General features: G+C 61.8%; 15 protein-coding genes and 1 tRNA gene. 11 read left to right on the top strand and 5 right to left on the bottom strand.

Annotated features, from left to right (window positions below; all coding sequences use genetic code 11):
* Positions 1–50: 50 nt before the first annotated feature.
* Positions 51–1,040, bottom strand: coding sequence for a 2-hydroxyacid dehydrogenase (locus AOA60_RS27260; protein WP_099586984.1), 990 nt, complete (start codon positions 1,038–1,040; stop codon positions 51–53).
* A 49-nt stretch (positions 1,041–1,089) separates the two neighbouring features.
* Complete coding sequence (locus AOA60_RS27255) at positions 1,090–3,843, bottom strand: response regulator (protein WP_099586983.1); 2,754 nt, start codon at positions 3,841–3,843, stop codon at positions 1,090–1,092.
* A gap of 205 nt (positions 3,844–4,048) precedes the next feature.
* Between AOA60_RS27255 and AOA60_RS27250 the strand changes: the two genes are divergently transcribed.
* A complete protein-coding gene (locus tag AOA60_RS27250; protein WP_099586982.1) occupies positions 4,049–4,777 on the top strand; it encodes a response regulator transcription factor in 729 nt (242 codons plus the stop codon).
* Complete coding sequence (locus AOA60_RS27245) at positions 4,761–6,134, top strand: sensor histidine kinase (protein WP_099586981.1); 1,374 nt, start codon at positions 4,761–4,763, stop codon at positions 6,132–6,134. Before AOA60_RS27250 ends, AOA60_RS27245 begins: the two co-directional genes overlap by 17 nt.
* Here the strand turns inward: AOA60_RS27245 and AOA60_RS27240 are convergent.
* Positions 6,131–6,652 carry a DUF2062 domain-containing protein gene (locus AOA60_RS27240; protein ID WP_099586980.1) on the bottom strand — a complete coding sequence of 174 codons (522 nt, stop codon included), beginning with the start codon at positions 6,650–6,652 and terminating at the stop codon, positions 6,131–6,133. The genes AOA60_RS27245 and AOA60_RS27240 overlap by 4 nt on opposite strands.
* A gap of 135 nt (positions 6,653–6,787) precedes the next feature.
* Between AOA60_RS27240 and AOA60_RS27235 the strand changes: the two genes are divergently transcribed.
* From AOA60_RS27235 to murB, 8 genes are read left to right on the top strand one after another with little or no spacing between them, the layout of a single operon-like run.
* Positions 6,788–9,052 (top strand): DNA internalization-related competence protein ComEC/Rec2, encoded by a 2,265-nt coding sequence (locus tag AOA60_RS27235; RefSeq protein ID WP_256592892.1) that lies wholly within the window; start codon positions 6,788–6,790, stop codon positions 9,050–9,052.
* Between the two features lie 44 nt (positions 9,053–9,096).
* Complete coding sequence (locus AOA60_RS27230) at positions 9,097–9,732, top strand: MotA/TolQ/ExbB proton channel family protein (protein WP_099586978.1); 636 nt, start codon at positions 9,097–9,099, stop codon at positions 9,730–9,732.
* Positions 9,729–10,157: a biopolymer transporter ExbD gene (locus AOA60_RS27225; RefSeq protein WP_099586977.1), complete on the top strand. Its 429-nt coding sequence runs from the start codon at positions 9,729–9,731 to the stop codon at positions 10,155–10,157. Before AOA60_RS27230 ends, AOA60_RS27225 begins: the two co-directional genes overlap by 4 nt.
* On the top strand, positions 10,157–11,167 hold the full coding sequence (gene lpxK, locus AOA60_RS27220; RefSeq protein WP_099586976.1) for a tetraacyldisaccharide 4'-kinase: 1,011 nt from the start codon (positions 10,157–10,159) through the stop codon (positions 11,165–11,167). Before AOA60_RS27225 ends, lpxK begins: the two co-directional genes overlap by 1 nt.
* Before the next feature lie 24 nt (positions 11,168–11,191).
* Positions 11,192–11,377: a Trm112 family protein gene (locus AOA60_RS27215; RefSeq protein ID WP_003174668.1), complete on the top strand. Its 186-nt coding sequence runs from the start codon at positions 11,192–11,194 to the stop codon at positions 11,375–11,377.
* Entirely contained in the window at positions 11,374–12,138 is a 765-nt protein-coding gene (gene kdsB / locus AOA60_RS27210) for a 3-deoxy-manno-octulosonate cytidylyltransferase (RefSeq protein ID WP_099586975.1), read from the top strand. The genes AOA60_RS27215 and kdsB overlap by 4 nt, the downstream gene beginning before the upstream one ends.
* Complete coding sequence (locus AOA60_RS27205; protein ID WP_099586974.1) at positions 12,138–12,602, top strand: low molecular weight protein-tyrosine-phosphatase; 465 nt, start codon at positions 12,138–12,140, stop codon at positions 12,600–12,602. Before kdsB ends, AOA60_RS27205 begins: the two co-directional genes overlap by 1 nt.
* Entirely contained in the window at positions 12,599–13,618 is a 1,020-nt protein-coding gene (murB, locus tag AOA60_RS27200) for a UDP-N-acetylmuramate dehydrogenase (RefSeq protein ID WP_099586973.1), read from the top strand. The genes AOA60_RS27205 and murB overlap by 4 nt, the downstream gene beginning before the upstream one ends.
* A 62-nt stretch (positions 13,619–13,680) precedes the next feature.
* Here murB and AOA60_RS27195 read toward each other — a convergent pair whose 3' ends face one another.
* The gene (locus AOA60_RS27195) at positions 13,681–14,352 is read right to left on the bottom strand and encodes a Bax inhibitor-1/YccA family protein (protein WP_078048997.1); all 672 of its coding nucleotides are present in this window, start codon (positions 14,350–14,352) and stop codon (positions 13,681–13,683) included.
* A gap of 152 nt (positions 14,353–14,504) precedes the next feature.
* Between AOA60_RS27195 and AOA60_RS27190 the strand changes: the two genes are divergently transcribed.
* Positions 14,505–14,595: transfer RNA gene (locus AOA60_RS27190), tRNA-Ser, on the top strand.
* Positions 14,596–14,599: 4 nt separating this feature from the next.
* Here the strand turns inward: AOA60_RS27190 and AOA60_RS32820 are convergent.
* Positions 14,600–14,956 carry a hypothetical protein gene (locus AOA60_RS32820; RefSeq protein ID WP_158235071.1) on the bottom strand — a complete coding sequence of 119 codons (357 nt, stop codon included), beginning with the start codon at positions 14,954–14,956 and terminating at the stop codon, positions 14,600–14,602.
* Between the last annotated feature and the right edge of the window lie 33 nt (positions 14,957–14,989).

Raw genomic sequence — 14,989 nt, 5'->3', positions numbered from 1 at the left:
CATCCTATCACGGGTGCCTCCTCATCATGAGCCTGGTATGTGACCGCTGATCAACCTTCGACAAGGTTCTGCGCCCGGCCATCAGCCCATGCAGCAATGTTGGCCAGGGTGGTGCCGGCAATGGCCGCCAGGGCTTCGCGGGTGAGGAACGCCTGGTGCGCGGTGATGATCACGTTGGGGAAGGTCAGCAGGCGCGCGAGCACGTCGTCTTGCAGAGGCATATCCGAACGGTCCTCGAAAAACAGCTGGGCTTCTTCTTCGTAGACATCCAGCCCCAGATAACCGAGTTGGCCGTCCTTGAGCGCTTCGATCAATGCCGGCGTATCCACCAGACCGCCGCGACCGGTATTGATCAGCATCGCGCCGGGCTGCATCTGTGCCAGGGCACGGGCATTGATCAAGTGTTTACTGTCGGTGGTCAGCGGGCAGTGCAGGCTGATGATCTGCGCTTGCGCGAGCAACTCGGGCAGGCTCACGTAGTGTGCGCCCAAGGCCTGGACCTGCGGATTGGGGAAGGGGTCGTAGGCGAGCAGCGTACATCCGAACCCGGCCATGATTCTGGCAAATGTCGCGCCGATCTGCCCGGTACCAACCACACCGACCGTCTTGCCCGCCAGGTCGAAACCGGTGAGGCCGTGCAAGCTGAAGTCACCATCGCGGGTGCGGTTGTAGGCCCGATGCAAGCGGCGGTTGAGGGCGAGGATCAGCGCGACCGCGTGCTCCGCGACCGCATGGGGCGAGTAGGCTGGCACGCGCACGATGCTCAGGCCCAGGCGCCTGGCGACGGCGAGGTCGACATGGTTGTAACCCGCCGAACGCAGGGCAATCAGCCGGGTACCGCCTTTGGCCAAGTGTTCCAGCACCGGGGCGCTGAGGTCGTCGTTGATAAAGGCGCAGACCACCTCGTGGTGTTCGGCCAGGGCCACGGTGTCGAGAGTGAGCCGGGCAGGCTGGAATTGCAGCGCCAGGCCCGGTGGCAGCGGCTCGCCGAGGAAGCTGTCGCGGTCGTAGGTCTGGCTGCTGAAAAGAATCACGCGCATTGAAAATGCTCCCTGCTATTTATCAGTTGATCAGCGCCTTGAAATAGGGTCAGACGCTGACCCGCGCTTCACTGGCCAGCCGGGCGATGGCCATGTCCAGTTCGTCCAGGGCCGTCATGGCCTTGGCGTCGTCCTGCTTGAGCAGGGTTTCGGCACGTTGACAGGCAGCGCGCAGTTGCGGCACGCCACAGTAGCGGGTGGCGCCGTGCAGGCGGTGGACGCGCTCGATCAGCGCCAGATTGTCCTTGGCATCGCGGGCAACGTGAATGGCCTGACGGTCTGCCTCCAGCGAGGCCAGCAGCATGGCGAGCATGTCGGCGGCCAGATCGGTTTTACCCGCAGCCAGGCGCAGGCCTTCCTCATGGTCGAGCACCGGAAGCTGCACGCCCGGGCCCAGCCCTTCGGTGACGCGCTCCGGCACTTGGTTACGCAAGGCGAGGCCGGTCCATTTCAACACCACCTGGGCCAATTGCCGTTCGCTGATGGGTTTGGTCAGGTAATCGTCCATGCCGCTTTGCAGCAAGGCGCGTTTTTCGTTGGCCATGGCGTGGGCGGTGAGGGCGACCACCGGCAAGGGTGTGCCATGGCCCTCGCTTTCCCATTGGCGTATCGCCTCGGTACTCTGGCGCCCATCCATGCCGGGCATTTGCACGTCCATCAGCACCAGATCGAAGGTGTCCTGTTTTACGGCGTCGACTGCGGCATAACCGCTTTCTACCGCACGCACCTGGGCGCCCATGTCTTCCAGCAAGGTTTGCACCAACAGCAGGTTCGCCGGGTTGTCGTCGACACACAGCACACGGGGCGCACGGCTGGACAGCGGCTCGCCCGGCTCGCTGCGCGACGGGCGCGGGCTGATCAGGTCGGACAGGGCGCGGCGCAGCTTGCGGGTGCACGCCGGCTTGGCCTGCAACTGGCTGTTGGGGTTGGGCACGGACTGGTTGAACAGCATCTGTTCGGTGGTAGGGCACAGCACCAGCACTTTGCAGCCGAGGCGTTCGAGATCCCAAAGGTGCTGGTTGAGACGCTCGGGCGGAATGTCGTTGGCGGTTACGCCGAGCACCGCCAAGTCAATGGCCTGCTCGGTCTGATGGGCGCTGGTGATGCCGTTGGTCAGGCTTTCCAGGCTATTGAACGGCGTGACTTCCAGGCCGCAGTCTTCCAGTTGATGTTGCAGGGCCTGGCGCGCCAGTTCGTGGTTTTCCAGTACCGCCACGCGGTGGCCCAGCAGTGGCGCGCAGGGCAGGTCTTCAATGTCGCCGCGGGTTTTGGGCAGGTTCAGGCTGATCCAGAACTCCGAGCCTTCACCCGGCGTGCTGTCTACACCGATTTCACCGCCCATCTGCTCGATCAGGCGCTTGGAAATCACCAGGCCCAGCCCGGTGCCGCCCGGCTGGCGTGACAGCGAGTTATCGGCCTGGCTGAACGCCTGGAACAGCGCGCGCACGTCCTGGCTGGACAGGCCAATGCCGGTGTCCTGCACGCTGATGCGCAGTTGCACGCTGTCTTCCTGTTCTTCTTCAATCATCGCTCGGGCCACGATAGTGCCCTCGCGGGTGAACTTGATCGCGTTGCTGATCAGGTTGGTGAGGATCTGCTTGAGCCGCAGCGGGTCGCCCACCAGCGCCAGCGGCGTGTCGCGGTAGACCAGGCTGACCAGTTCCAACTGCTTGGCATGGGCGGCGGGAGCGAGGATGGTCAGGGTGTCTTGCAGCAAGTCCCGCAGGTTGAACGGGATGCTGTCGAGTACCAGTTTGCCGGCCTCGATCTTCGAGAAGTCGAGGATCTCATTGATGATGCCCAGCAGGTTGTCGGCGGATTTTTCGATAGTGCCCAGGTAGTCCAACTGGCGCGGCGTGAGCTCGCTTTTTTGCAGCAGGTGGGTAAAGCCGAGGATGCCGTTGAGCGGCGTGCGGATTTCATGGCTCATATTGGCCAGGAACTCGGACTTGATACGGCTGGCCTCCAGCGCCTCTTTGCGCGCCAGGTCCAGCTCGATGTTTTGGATTTCGATGGTTTCCAGGTTCTGGCGCACGTCTTCGGTGGCTTGGTCGATGCTGTGCTGCAATTCTTCCTGGGCGTTTTGCAGGGTTTCGGCCATGCGGTTGACGCCTGAGGCGAGCTGGTCGAGTTCCTGGCTGCCCAAAGGCGGCAAGCGGGTTTCCAGGTTGCCGTCCTTGAGTTGGGCCACGGCTTGCTTGATCAGACCAATCGGCCCGTTGATCGTACGGCTGATGCGCAGCGCCAGGGCTGCGGTGCAGATCAGGCCGATGGCAATCAACAGCAGGCTGGCGAACAGGCTGCGATAGCCGCGCAGCAACATACCGTTGTGGGACAGTTCTACCTCGACCCACCCCAGCAGGCGGTCGGCTTCATCGGGGATCAGGTCGCCCGCCAGGTTGCGATGGCGGCCAAACACCGGCAGCAGGTAGCGCGTGGCGTCGTTGTCGGTGCGTTGCAGCAGGTGCGAACTGTTGCCGACCGGCGGCTGGTTGAGCATGGTCGGGCCGGCGTGGGCGAGGGGCGTGCGGTCCGGTGCGAGGAACGCCACGGTGCGCACGTCCAGTTGCTCCAGGGACTGAGTGGCAATGCGTTCCAGCAGGTCGGTGTTCTTGCTGCTTAACGCAGGAGCCACCAGCGGGGCCAGTTGCTCGGTGATCATTTCGCCGCGTTGCAGCAATTGGGCCTGCAATTCCGAGAGCTGCATCCAGGTAAAGTAGCCGCCCAACAACAAGGCCATCAGGCTGGTCGGTAATAAGCTCAGCAACAGTACGCGGCCTTTTATCCCCATTCTTCTAAGCACGCCACTCTCCTGCTACCACACTGATATCAATCTTCCGCGCCGGCGTCCGGCCCGCGCCACCTGCGCAGTGTAGCCATTTGCGCGGCCTGGAATCTTGCAAATTAATGACAGGGCGCAATCTTCGGCCTGTTTGGCGTCGTGTGGCGATTGCCTGCGTCGGGGTTATCTTGAATAATCAGTGATTGAGAATGACTTGCAGACGCTAATGAATCCCGCAGCAGTTGGCCTACCCAGTATCCTGACCATTGAAGATGACCCCGTGCTGGGCGCCTATGTCCACGAGCATCTGGGGCGCTGTGGCTTCCAGGTCACGTGGTGCCAGAACGGCCAGCAAGGGTTGGAGATGGCCCGCGAACAGGCGTTCGACGTGGTGTTGATGGATATCCTGCTGCCGGGGCTGGACGGCTTGTCGATTCTGACCCATCTGCGCCAGAGCCATTCGATCCCGGTGATCCTGATGTCGGCATTGGGCGCCGAGGCCGATCGCGTCAGCGGTTTTCGCCTGGGGGCCGATGACTATTTGCCTAAACCCTTCAGCATGGTCGAGTTGCGCGTGCGGATCGAAGCCATCCTGCGCAGGGTGGCCCTGGATCGGCGCCCGCTGGCGACACTTGCGCCGGAGCGTGGGGACGCCCGCACGCTGCGGTTCGACGACGAGCTGTGCGATGTGTTTCATCTGGAACACTCGGCTGGCCTGACCCGCAGCGAATACCGTCTGCTGGAAACCCTACACCGCAACACTGAAGAAGTCCTCAGCAAAGCGTTCCTCTACCAGCATGTACTGCAACGTGGCTATGCGCCCCATGACCGCAGCCTCGACATGCACATCAGCCAGATCCGTCGCAAGCTCAAGGCCATCGGCTACAACGAGCGCGAAGTGCGCACTGTGTGGGGCAAGGGCTATGTGTTGAGTGGTCATGACGATGGGCTTTGACGGTGCGCTGAAACGGCTGCCGGGCAAGCATTCGTTATTCTGGAAGCTCGCCTGCCTGTTGATTGCCTTCTGCCTGCTGATGATCTGGCTCAGTTGGTCCTGGGGCCGCTACATGGAGCAAAAGAACGCGTACCTGTCCGACGAGGCGAGGGTTACGTTGAGTGGTTATGCGGTCAGCGCCGAGCAGGCCTGGAACCGAGGCGGTCATGCGGGTGTTGATGCATGGCTGCAGGCCATGGGCAAACAGGAACGTACCTGGATCGGTGTGATCGGCAATGACTTGCAGTCGTTGAGCAGCTACCCGCTGACCGATACAGAGAGCCAGCGCCTGACCTTCCTGCGCGGCCTGGATTGGCCGGTGAGTCGCCACGTCAAGGGCTTGCCGTGGCTCAAGATCCCGTTTGCGGTTGATCCGGGCGCCGGTTCGCTGGTCATCGAACTGCCGCAGCGTTTTATGCCGGGGCGCTATCAAGTGTTCTGGCGGGTGGTGACCAACGGGGTGATCCCCGGTTTGTTTACCTTGTTGCTGTGCGTTGGCCTGTATCGGCTGTTGATCATGCCCCTCAATCAACTGCGCGAGCAGGCCAATGCCTGGCGAGCTGATCAGTTGAATACGCGGATGTCCCACGACGCCACCAGTCGTCAGGATGAACTGGGCGAGTTGGGGCGCGCGTTTGATCATATGTCCGAGCGGTTGCAGGGCACGGTGGTGTTGCAGCAGCAACTGCTGCGGGACATGTCCCATGAACTGCGTACACCGTTGAGCCGCTTGCGCGTGGCCTGTGACAGTGAGCAAGACCTAGCGCAGTTGCGTGAGCGGTTAGGCCGAGAGATCGATGCCATGCAGCGCCTGGTGGAAGACAGCCTGCAATTGGCCTGGCTGGACACGGAGCGGGCGCCGCTGCCCAAGGAAGATCTTCAGGTGCAGGCACTGTGGGACATGCTGCGGGAGAATGCATGCTTTGAAAGCGATTGGCCCGTATCGCGATTGCCTTGCCTGCTGGGGGCTGACTGTTGGGTGCGCGGCAACCTGAACGCCCTGGCCCAGGCCCTGGAAAATATCCTGCGCAACGCCATACGTCATTCGCCGGTGGATGGAGTTGTGTGCCTGGACGGGCGGCGAGATGGCGAGTACTGGCACCTGTGGCTGGAGGATCAGGGCGGGGGGATTGACGAGGGGGATCTCGAGCGGATCTTCGCGCCGTTTACACGCCTGGACGGCTCACGGCCCGGCGATGGTGGCTTCGGCCTGGGCCTGAGCATCGCGCGCAATGCCGTGCAACGCCAGGACGGCAGCCTGTGGGCGGAAAACACCGGCCAGGGCTTACGTGTGCACCTGCGTTTGCTGGCGCGTTAGGCGTTTGCCCTGCGCTGCTTGCGTTTCTTCCATTGATGCGAAACCCACCAGCGCCAGTAGCCCATGGTCAGGCAATAGGCCAATGCGCCGAGCACCATGCCCAGTACTACCGAGCCCAGCAAGAAGGGTTGCCACAGCGTACTCAACTGACCGCTGATCCATTCCCAGGTCAAGTCATCGGGCAGGCTGCGCGGTGGCACGTTCATCAACCAGGCACCGGTCATGTAGGTGCAGATAAATACCACCGGCATGGTAATCGGGTTGGTCAGCCAAACCAGGCTGATGGCGATGGGCATATTGCCGCGCACGGTAATTGCCAGCACTGCGGCCAACAGCATCTGCAACGGAATCGGGATAAATGCCGCGAACAGGCCCACCGCCATCGCACGGGCCACTGAGTGCCGATTCAGGTGCCAAAGGTTCGGGTCATGCAGCAGCGTGCCAAGAAACTGTAATGACTTGTGTTCCCTGATACTGGTGGGGTCGGGCATGTACCGTTTGAATAAGCGCCGTGGCATAAGGGGTCCAGGTCAGTTCGAGGGGCAAGTATGCGCGCATTCTATAAACAGAAAATTCAGACTTTGTGACAAAACATCATAGGCCGTTCCCGACACCCAGCTAAGACTGAGTGGATCACTTGAAAAGGATGATTCATGAAGACAGGGATGTTCGCACTCGCGCTGGGGTTGCTTGCCCTGCGTTTTCTACCGGCATTGCCGACGACTGGTTGGCTGATAGCCATGCTGGTGCTGGCATTGATGCTGCTGCCATTTCGCACGTCGCCCCTGGCGTTTTTCCTGCTGGGTTTGAGCTGGGCGTGCATCAGCGCGCAGGGGGCGCTGGATGATCGTCTGCGACCGGCGCTCGATGGCCAGACGCGATGGCTGGAGGGCCGCGTCGTTGGGCTGCCGCAGCAGACCGGCACCGGAGTGCGTTTTGAACTGGCCGACAGTCGGTCGCGCAACGCCCGCTTGCCCCAGCGTATCCGCGTGTCCTGGCACGGTGGGCCCGAGGTGCGCAGCGGGGAGCGTTGGCGCCTGGCTGTCACGCTTAAACGGCCTTCCGGGCTGCTCAATTTTCACGGTTTTGATCAGGAGGCCTGGCTGCTGGCCCAGCGGATTGGCGCGACTGGCTCAGTTAAGGACGGTGAGCGCCTGTCGCCGGCCCGGCATGCCTGGCGCGACACGGTGCGCCAACGGTTGATCGCCGTTGACGTTCAAGGTCGCGAGGCGGGCCTGGCCGCCTTGGTACTGGGAGATGGTTCCGGGCTGTCAGCCGAGGATTGGCAGGTCTTGCAGGACACGGGCACGGTGCATCTGCTGGTGATTTCCGGCCAGCATATCGGCTTGCTGGCGGGCTTGATCTACGGGTTGGTCGCGTTATTGGCACGCTACGGTTTCTGGCCCCGCACCTGGCCGTGGCTGCCGTGGGCGTGTGGTCTGGCGTTCGCTGCCGCGCTGGGATACGGCTTGTTGGCGGGGTTCGGTGTGCCGGTTCAGCGGGCCTGTGTGATGATAGGCCTGGTACTGCTGTGGCGTTTACGCTTCCGTCATTTGGGGTTCTGGTGGCCATTGCTGCTGGCGCTTAATGGCGTACTGATTCTTGAGCCGTTGGCCAGCCTGCAACCGGGGTTTTGGCTGTCTTTTGCGGCTGTTGCCGTATTGATCCTGGCATTCGGTGGGCGCTTGGGGCCGTGGAGTGCCTGGCAGGCCTGGACGCGCCCTCAATGGTTGATTGCCATTGGTCTGTTTCCCGTGTTGTTGGTGCTTGGATTGCCCATCAGCGTCAGCGCGCCGCTGGCCAATCTGGTGGCCGTACCGTGGATCAGTCTCGTGGTGTTGCCAGTGGCGTTGCTGGGGACCCTGATGCTGCCGCTGCCTTATCTGGGGGAGGGCTTGCTGTGGCTGGCGGGTGGGGCGCTGGATGGGTTGTTCCGGGGCCTGGCGTGGCTTGCGGGCCACGTGCCTGCGTGGGTACCTGCCGAGGTGCCGGTGGGGTACTGGCTGGTCAGCCTGATGGGCGCGGTGCTGCTATTGCTGCCCAAAGGCGTGCCGTTTCGGCTGCTGGGCTGGCCCATGCTGCTGTTGGCAGTCTTTCCACCGCGCGAGTCGGTGCCCCATGGCCGGGTGGAGGTGGTGCAGTTGGATGTGGGGCAGGGGCAGTCCCTGGTGCTGCGCACGCGCCATCACACGTTGCTCTACGATGCCGGCCCGCGTTCGGGGGCGGTTGACCTGGGGGCTCGCGTGGTGCTGCCTGCGTTGAAAAAGCTCGGCGTCGGGTCGCTGGATCTGATGTTGCTCAGCCATGCCGACGCCGATCATGCCGGTGGGGCGGCGGCTGTTGCCCGTGGGTTGCCCATCAGGCGGGTCGTGGGCGGTGAAACCGAGGGGTTGCCCACGTTTCTCGGCACCCAGCCGTGTGTCAGCGGTGAGCAGTGGGAATGGGATGGTGTGTTATTCGAGCTGTGGCAGTGGCCTGACGCTTCAGAGGGCAACCCGAAGTCCTGCGTTCTGCAGGTCCAGGCCAACGGCGAGCGGCTGCTGCTCACCGGGGATATTGATCGGGCCGCCGAGCGGGCATTTCTCGCCTCACCCTTGGCCGTACGCACCGATTGGCTGCAAGCCCCTCACCACGGCAGCCGCAGTTCGTCGTCCGGGCCGTTTCTAAAGCGCCTGGCGCCCACATCGGTGCTGATTTCCCGAGGGCGCGGCAATGCGTTCGGTCATCCCCATCCGCAGGTCATTGCGCGGTACCAGGCGTTGGGCAGCCGGGTGTACGACAGCGCCGAACAGGGTGCCGTGCGCCTGCAACTGGGCGCCTTCATGCCACCCGTTGTTGCGCGCAGTCAACGGCGTTTCTGGCGTGAACGGTTACCCGGGTCCGGCGTCGGCAGCATTGCCGACAAACCCCGCCGCTGAACCTATATGGTAAAGTGGCGCACTTTTTCGAGGGGACATTCACTGTGTGGGAATTGGTCAAATCCGGCGGCTGGATGATGTTGCCGATTATCATGAGCTCCATCGCCGCACTCGGCATCGTTGCCGAACGCCTGTGGACCCTGCGTGCCAGTCGCGTTACCCCCGAGCATCTACTGGGGCAGGTCTGGGGCTGGATCAAGAACAAACAGCTGGACAAGGAAAAACTCAAGGCACTGCGCGCTGACTCGCCCCTGGGTGAAATCCTCGCCGCGGGCCTGGCCAACTCCAAGCATGGCCGCGAGATCATGAAAGAATGCATCGAAGAGGCCGCCGCTCGGGTTATCCATGAGCTGGAGCGCTATATCAATGCCCTTGGCACCATCGCTGCCATGGCGCCGCTGCTCGGTTTGCTGGGAACGGTGCTGGGCATGATCGACATTTTCAGCTCGTTCATGGGCTCGGGCATGACCACCAATGCGGCCGTGCTCGCCGGGGGTATTTCCAAGGCGTTGATCACTACGGCAGCGGGCCTGATGGTGGGTATTCCTGCGGTGTTCTTCCACCGTTTCCTGCAGCGGCGTATCGATGAGCTGGTGGTCGGTATGGAGCAGGAAGCCATCAAGCTGGTGGAAGTGGTGCAAGGCGATCGTGATGTGGACCTGGTTGGGGGCAAAGCGTGAAATTTCGCCGCAAGCAACGGGAAAATGTCGATATCAACCTCGCGTCGCTGATCGACGTGGTGTTTATCCTGCTGCTGTTCTTTGTCGTCACCACCACCTTCACCCGGCAAACCGAGCTGCGTGTCGACTTGCCGGAAGCGGTGAGTGGGTCGCCGGCCGAGGACCAGCAAGTCAAGCAACTGGACATCGCCATCAGCGCCGACGGGGTGTTTTCGGTGAATAACCAGTTGCTGGAGAAAAACGATCTCGCCAGCCTGATGGTCGCCCTGGAGAAAGAATCCGGCGGCGATACCCAGTTGCCGCTGTCTATCAGTGCCGATGGTAAAACCCAGCACCAGGCCGTGATCACCGCGATGGACGCGGCCGGCAAGCTCGGGTTCAGCCATCTGCGCATGAGCACCGTTGAGGCGGCGAGTCAACCCTGATGGCCATGTCCGATCGTCTGCTCAAGGCCTGGTACGAGGGCCATCCGGCGCTCGCGTTATTGCGGCCGCTGGAGTCTTTGTATCGCCGTGTGGTGCAGCGCAAACGCGCTCGGTTTGTGGCGGGCGAGGGAGAGATCTATCAGTCGCCCGTACCCGTGGTGGTGGTTGGGAACATCACCGTGGGCGGCACCGGCAAAACGCCGTTGATCCTGTGGCTGATCGAACATTGTCGACGCAGTGGCTTGCGTGTCGGCGTGGTCAGTCGGGGTTACGGCGCCAAGCCTCCTCAACTGCCCTGGCGCGTCGAGGCCAGCCACAGTGCCGCGGTGGCGGGTGACGAACCTTTGCTGATCGTGCAGCGCTGCGGCGTGCCCTTGGTAATCGACCCTGATCGCAGCCGTGCGGTAAAGGCACTGTTGGCCAGCGAGACTCTCGACCTGATCCTTTCCGACGACGGCCTGCAACACTATCGCCTGGCCCGTGACCTGGAGCTGGTGTTGATCGACGCCGCCCGCGGCCTCGGTAACCGCCGTTGCCTGCCTGCCGGGCCGCTGCGTGAGCCGGTCGAGCGCCTGCAGAGTGTTGATGCACTGCTCTACAACGGGGCTGAATCAGATCGCGACGACGGCTTTGCCTTCCGTCTGCAGCCTACGGCACTGGTCAACCTGCATACCGGCGAGCGCCAGTCGGTGGAGTACTTTCAAGCAGGTCAGTCGGTGCACGCGGTCGCCGGTATCGGTAACCCGCAACGTTTCTTCAACACCCTTGAAACGCTACACTGGCAGCCGATTCCCCATGCGTTTGCCGACCACGCGCCCTACAGCGCCGAGGTCTTGAATTTTACACCGTCATTGCCGCTGGTCATGACCGAGAAGGACGCGGTGAAGTGCCGCGCCTTTGCCCAGCCCGACTGGTGGTACCTTGCAGTGGATGCCGTGCCGTCACCGGCGTTCGTCGTCTGGTTCGACACGCAGCTGATGCGCTTGTTGCCCGCCCGTCTCTTGCCTTAAAACGCTTCTTTCCAGGAAACACTCATGGACACCAAACTGCTCGACATCCTCGCTTGCCCGATCTGCAAAGGCCCGCTCAAGCTCAGCGCCGATAAAACCGAGCTGATCAGCAAAGGCGCCGGCCTGGCGTACCCGATCCGTGATGGCATCCCGGTGATGCTGGAAAGCGAAGCCCGCACCCTGACCACCGATGAGCGCCTGGATAAATGACCACCGCCTTTACCGTCGTTATTCCCTCGCGTTACGCATCGACCCGCCTGCCAGGCAAGCCGCTGCAACTGATCGGCAACAAGCCGATGATCCAACTGGTCTGGGAACAGGCCTGCAAAAGCAGCGCCGATCGGGTGGTCGTGGCCACCGACGACCCGCGCATTATCGAAGCCTGCAAAGGGTTCGGTGCCGAAGCGGTTCTGACCCGCGAAGACCATAATTCCGGCACCGACCGCTTGGCCGAAGTGGCCACGCAGCTTGGCCTGGCGCCTGACGCCATCGTGGTCAATGTGCAAGGCGACGAGCCTTTGATCCCGCCGAGTGTGATCGACCAGGTGGCCGCCAACCTGGCTGCCCATGGTGAGGCGCGGATGGCCACCCTGGCCGAGCCGATTGAGGACATCGACACTTTGTTCAATCCGAACGTGGTGAAGGTCGTCAGCGATGTGAATGGCCTGGCACTGACCTTCAGCCGTTCGACCTTGCCCTGGGCGCGTGACGCCTTCGCCAGCAATCCCGATGTGTTGCCGGAGGGCGTGCCGTACCGCCGCCATATCGGCATCTATGCCTACCGCGCCGGTTTCCTGCACGACTTCGTCAGTTGGGGGCCGTGCTGGCTGGAAAATACCGAATCCCTGGAGCAACTGCGGGCCCTGTGGCACGGCGTGCGTATCCATGTGGGCGATGCCCTTGAAGCGCCGCCTGCCGGTGTCGATACCCAGGAAGACCTTGAGCGCGTCCGTCGCCTGCTGGGGGCCTGATGGAGGTTCTGTTTGTCTGCCTGGGCAATATCTGTCGCTCGCCCACCGCTGAAGGTGTTCTGCGCCATAAATTGCGCGAGGCCGGGCTGGCCGGGCAGGTCGAGGTGGCATCTGCCGGCACTGGCGACTGGCACGTCGGCAACCCGCCGGACCAGCGCAGCCAACGTGCGGCGATGGTGCGCGGTTACGATTTGTCGGCTCAGCGCGCCCAGCAGGTCTCCCGCGCCGACTTTGCGCGTTACGACCTGATCCTCGCGATGGATGGCAGCAACCTGCGCAACCTCAAGGCGCTGCAGTCGGGGCAGGGTAAGGCCGAACTGGATTTGTTCCTGCGCCGCTACGACTCGCAAGTGGACGACGTGCCAGACCCGTATTACGAAGGCGAGCAAGGCTTCGAGCGGGTGCTGGACCTGATCGAACGGGCCTGTGATTTATTGGTGATCGAATTGAAGGGGCGGTTATGACCTTGGACGTGCTGGCGCAGGTTTCCCTCAAGCCATTCAACAGCTTTGGCATCGACGTGCGCGCCCAGCTGTATGCCGAAGCCCGAAGCGATGCCGATGTGCGAGAGGCTCTGGCTTATGCTTCGGCGCAAGCGTTGCCGTTGCTGGTGATTGGCGGTGGTAGCAATCTGCTGCTAACCCAGGATATCGCTGCGTTGGTACTGCGCATGGCCACTCAGGGCATTCGCGTGCTGCACGATGACGGCGTGCACGTAGTGGTCGAAGCCGAAGCGGGCGAGGCCTGGCACCCGTTTGTGCTCTGGACATTGGCACAGGGTTTTTGCGGCCTGGAAAACCTCAGCCTGATCCCGGGCACCGTCGGCGCTGCCCCGATGCAGAACATTGGCGCCTACGGCGTGGAGATCAAGGATGTATTCGCCGGCCTCACAGCGCTGGATCGCCGCACCGGCGAACTGCGGGACTTCAGCCTGCAAGAATGCAACTTTGCCTACCGTGACAGCCTGTTCAAGCACGAAACCGGTCGCTGGTTGATCCTGCGGGTCCGCTTTGCCCTGAGCCGCGCCAGTCACCTCAAGCTCGATTACGGCCCGGTGCAACAGCGCTTGGCCGGGCAGGGCATCACCGACGCGACGCCTAGCGACGTCAGCCGCGCAATTTGCAGCATCCGCAGCGAAAAACTGCCGGACCCGGCAGTCCTGGGCAATGCCGGCAGCTTCTTCAAGAACCCGCTGGTGACCAAGGCCTTGGCCGAAGAGCTACAAGCGCTGTATCCGGATCTGGTGGCCTACCCCCAGGCGGATGGGCACATGAAGCTTGCCGCCGGTTGGCTGATCGACAAGGCCGGCTGGAAGGGCTTCCGTGAAGGGGATGCGGGCGTGCACGCATTACAGGCGTTGGTGCTGGTCAATTATGGCAGCGCCACAGGGCACGACATCGCGAAGCTGGCCCGGCGTATCCAAACGGATATCGCCGAGCGTTTCAAGGTCCAGCTGGAAATGGAACCCAACCAGTACTGATGCCCTGTAAACAAAAATGCCCCGCATCTTTCGATGCGGGGCATTTTTTATGCCGCTAACAATCAGTCATCGCGGCTCATGATGCCGAAGATCTGCAACAGGCTGACAAACAGGTTGTAGATCGACACATACAGGCTGACGGTAGCCATGATGTAGTTGCGCTCACCGCCGTGGATGATGGCGCTGGTCTGGAACAGGATGCATACCGAGGAGAACAGCACAAACCCCGCGCTGATCGCCAGTTGCAGCCCGCTGATCTGGAAGAACATGCCTGCAACCACTGCCGCCAGCAACACAAAGAAACCTGCGGTGATGAAGCCGCCCAGGAAGCTCATGTCCTTGCGGGTGATCAGCACGTAGGCCGACAGGCCACCAAACACCAGGGCCGTCATGGCGAACGCCGAGCTGACCACTTCCGCACCACCGGCCATGCCGAGGTAACGGTTGAGGATCGGGCCGAGGATAAAGCCCATGAACCCGGTCAAGGCAAACGCCGACACCAGGCCCCAAGCCGAGTCACGCAACTTGTTGGTCAGGAAAAACAGGCCATAGAAGCCGATCAGTACAACAAAGATATTCGGATAGCCGACGCGCATCTGCTGCGCCACGAACGCCATCACGCCGCTGAATGCGAGGGTAAGGGCGAGCAGGCCATAGGTGTTGCGCAACACGCGGCTGACTTCAAGCTGCTCAGCCTGCGCGTTACCATTCACTGCGTAATTCTGTTCGCGCATGGCGACACTCCTTCGGTTTTGAAACGTTCAGTCGCAAAGATCATAACAGACGCTCTGTAACAAGCGATGGCGAGAGTTTGACAGTGTGTTTCATTCGGGTATTATGGCGCCCGCTGAGACAGGATGGCCTACTATAATCCTGTGATGCACAAGGGAAATTGGCAGAGTGGTTGAATGCACCGGTCTTGAAAACCGGCGAACGTTAATAGCGTTCCCAGGGTTCGAATCCCTGGTTTCCCGCCAAGATTCAAACAAAAGCCCCGCAATGCGGGGCTTTTGTGTTTCTGCGGTTTGGCAGTCCGATGGGCAATACTTCGCCGTGCCACTCCCGCAGCCAATCTTCAAGGCCGTTTCTCATCTCAATCAGCAAAAAAGCTGAGCCACCGAAAGCAGGCAGATCACTTGGGCAAACATTTGTGCTCGAATTGGATGTTTCATCGCCGTCACCTCGTTTGCAGTTGCCGGTGGTAGTGCCGTAGGCGATGTACATACACACGCCAGGCCGCTCGAAGGTTGAAATGCCACCCTGGCTCGCCAACAACACACGCAACTGCTCCAAAAAGTATAGACCCTGAAACGAATTCGTCACGAAACGCGCTGGCATGCCGGTCTCATGACAATTTGCCGATGCCTGTCG

This window comes from Pseudomonas sp. 2822-17, from assembly GCF_002742485.1.
Taxonomy (GTDB): Bacteria; Pseudomonadota; Gammaproteobacteria; order Pseudomonadales; family Pseudomonadaceae; genus Aquipseudomonas; species Aquipseudomonas cyclaminis.
Note: the sequence above shows the minus strand (reverse complement) of the source record. Positions and strands in the feature narration are given on the sequence as shown.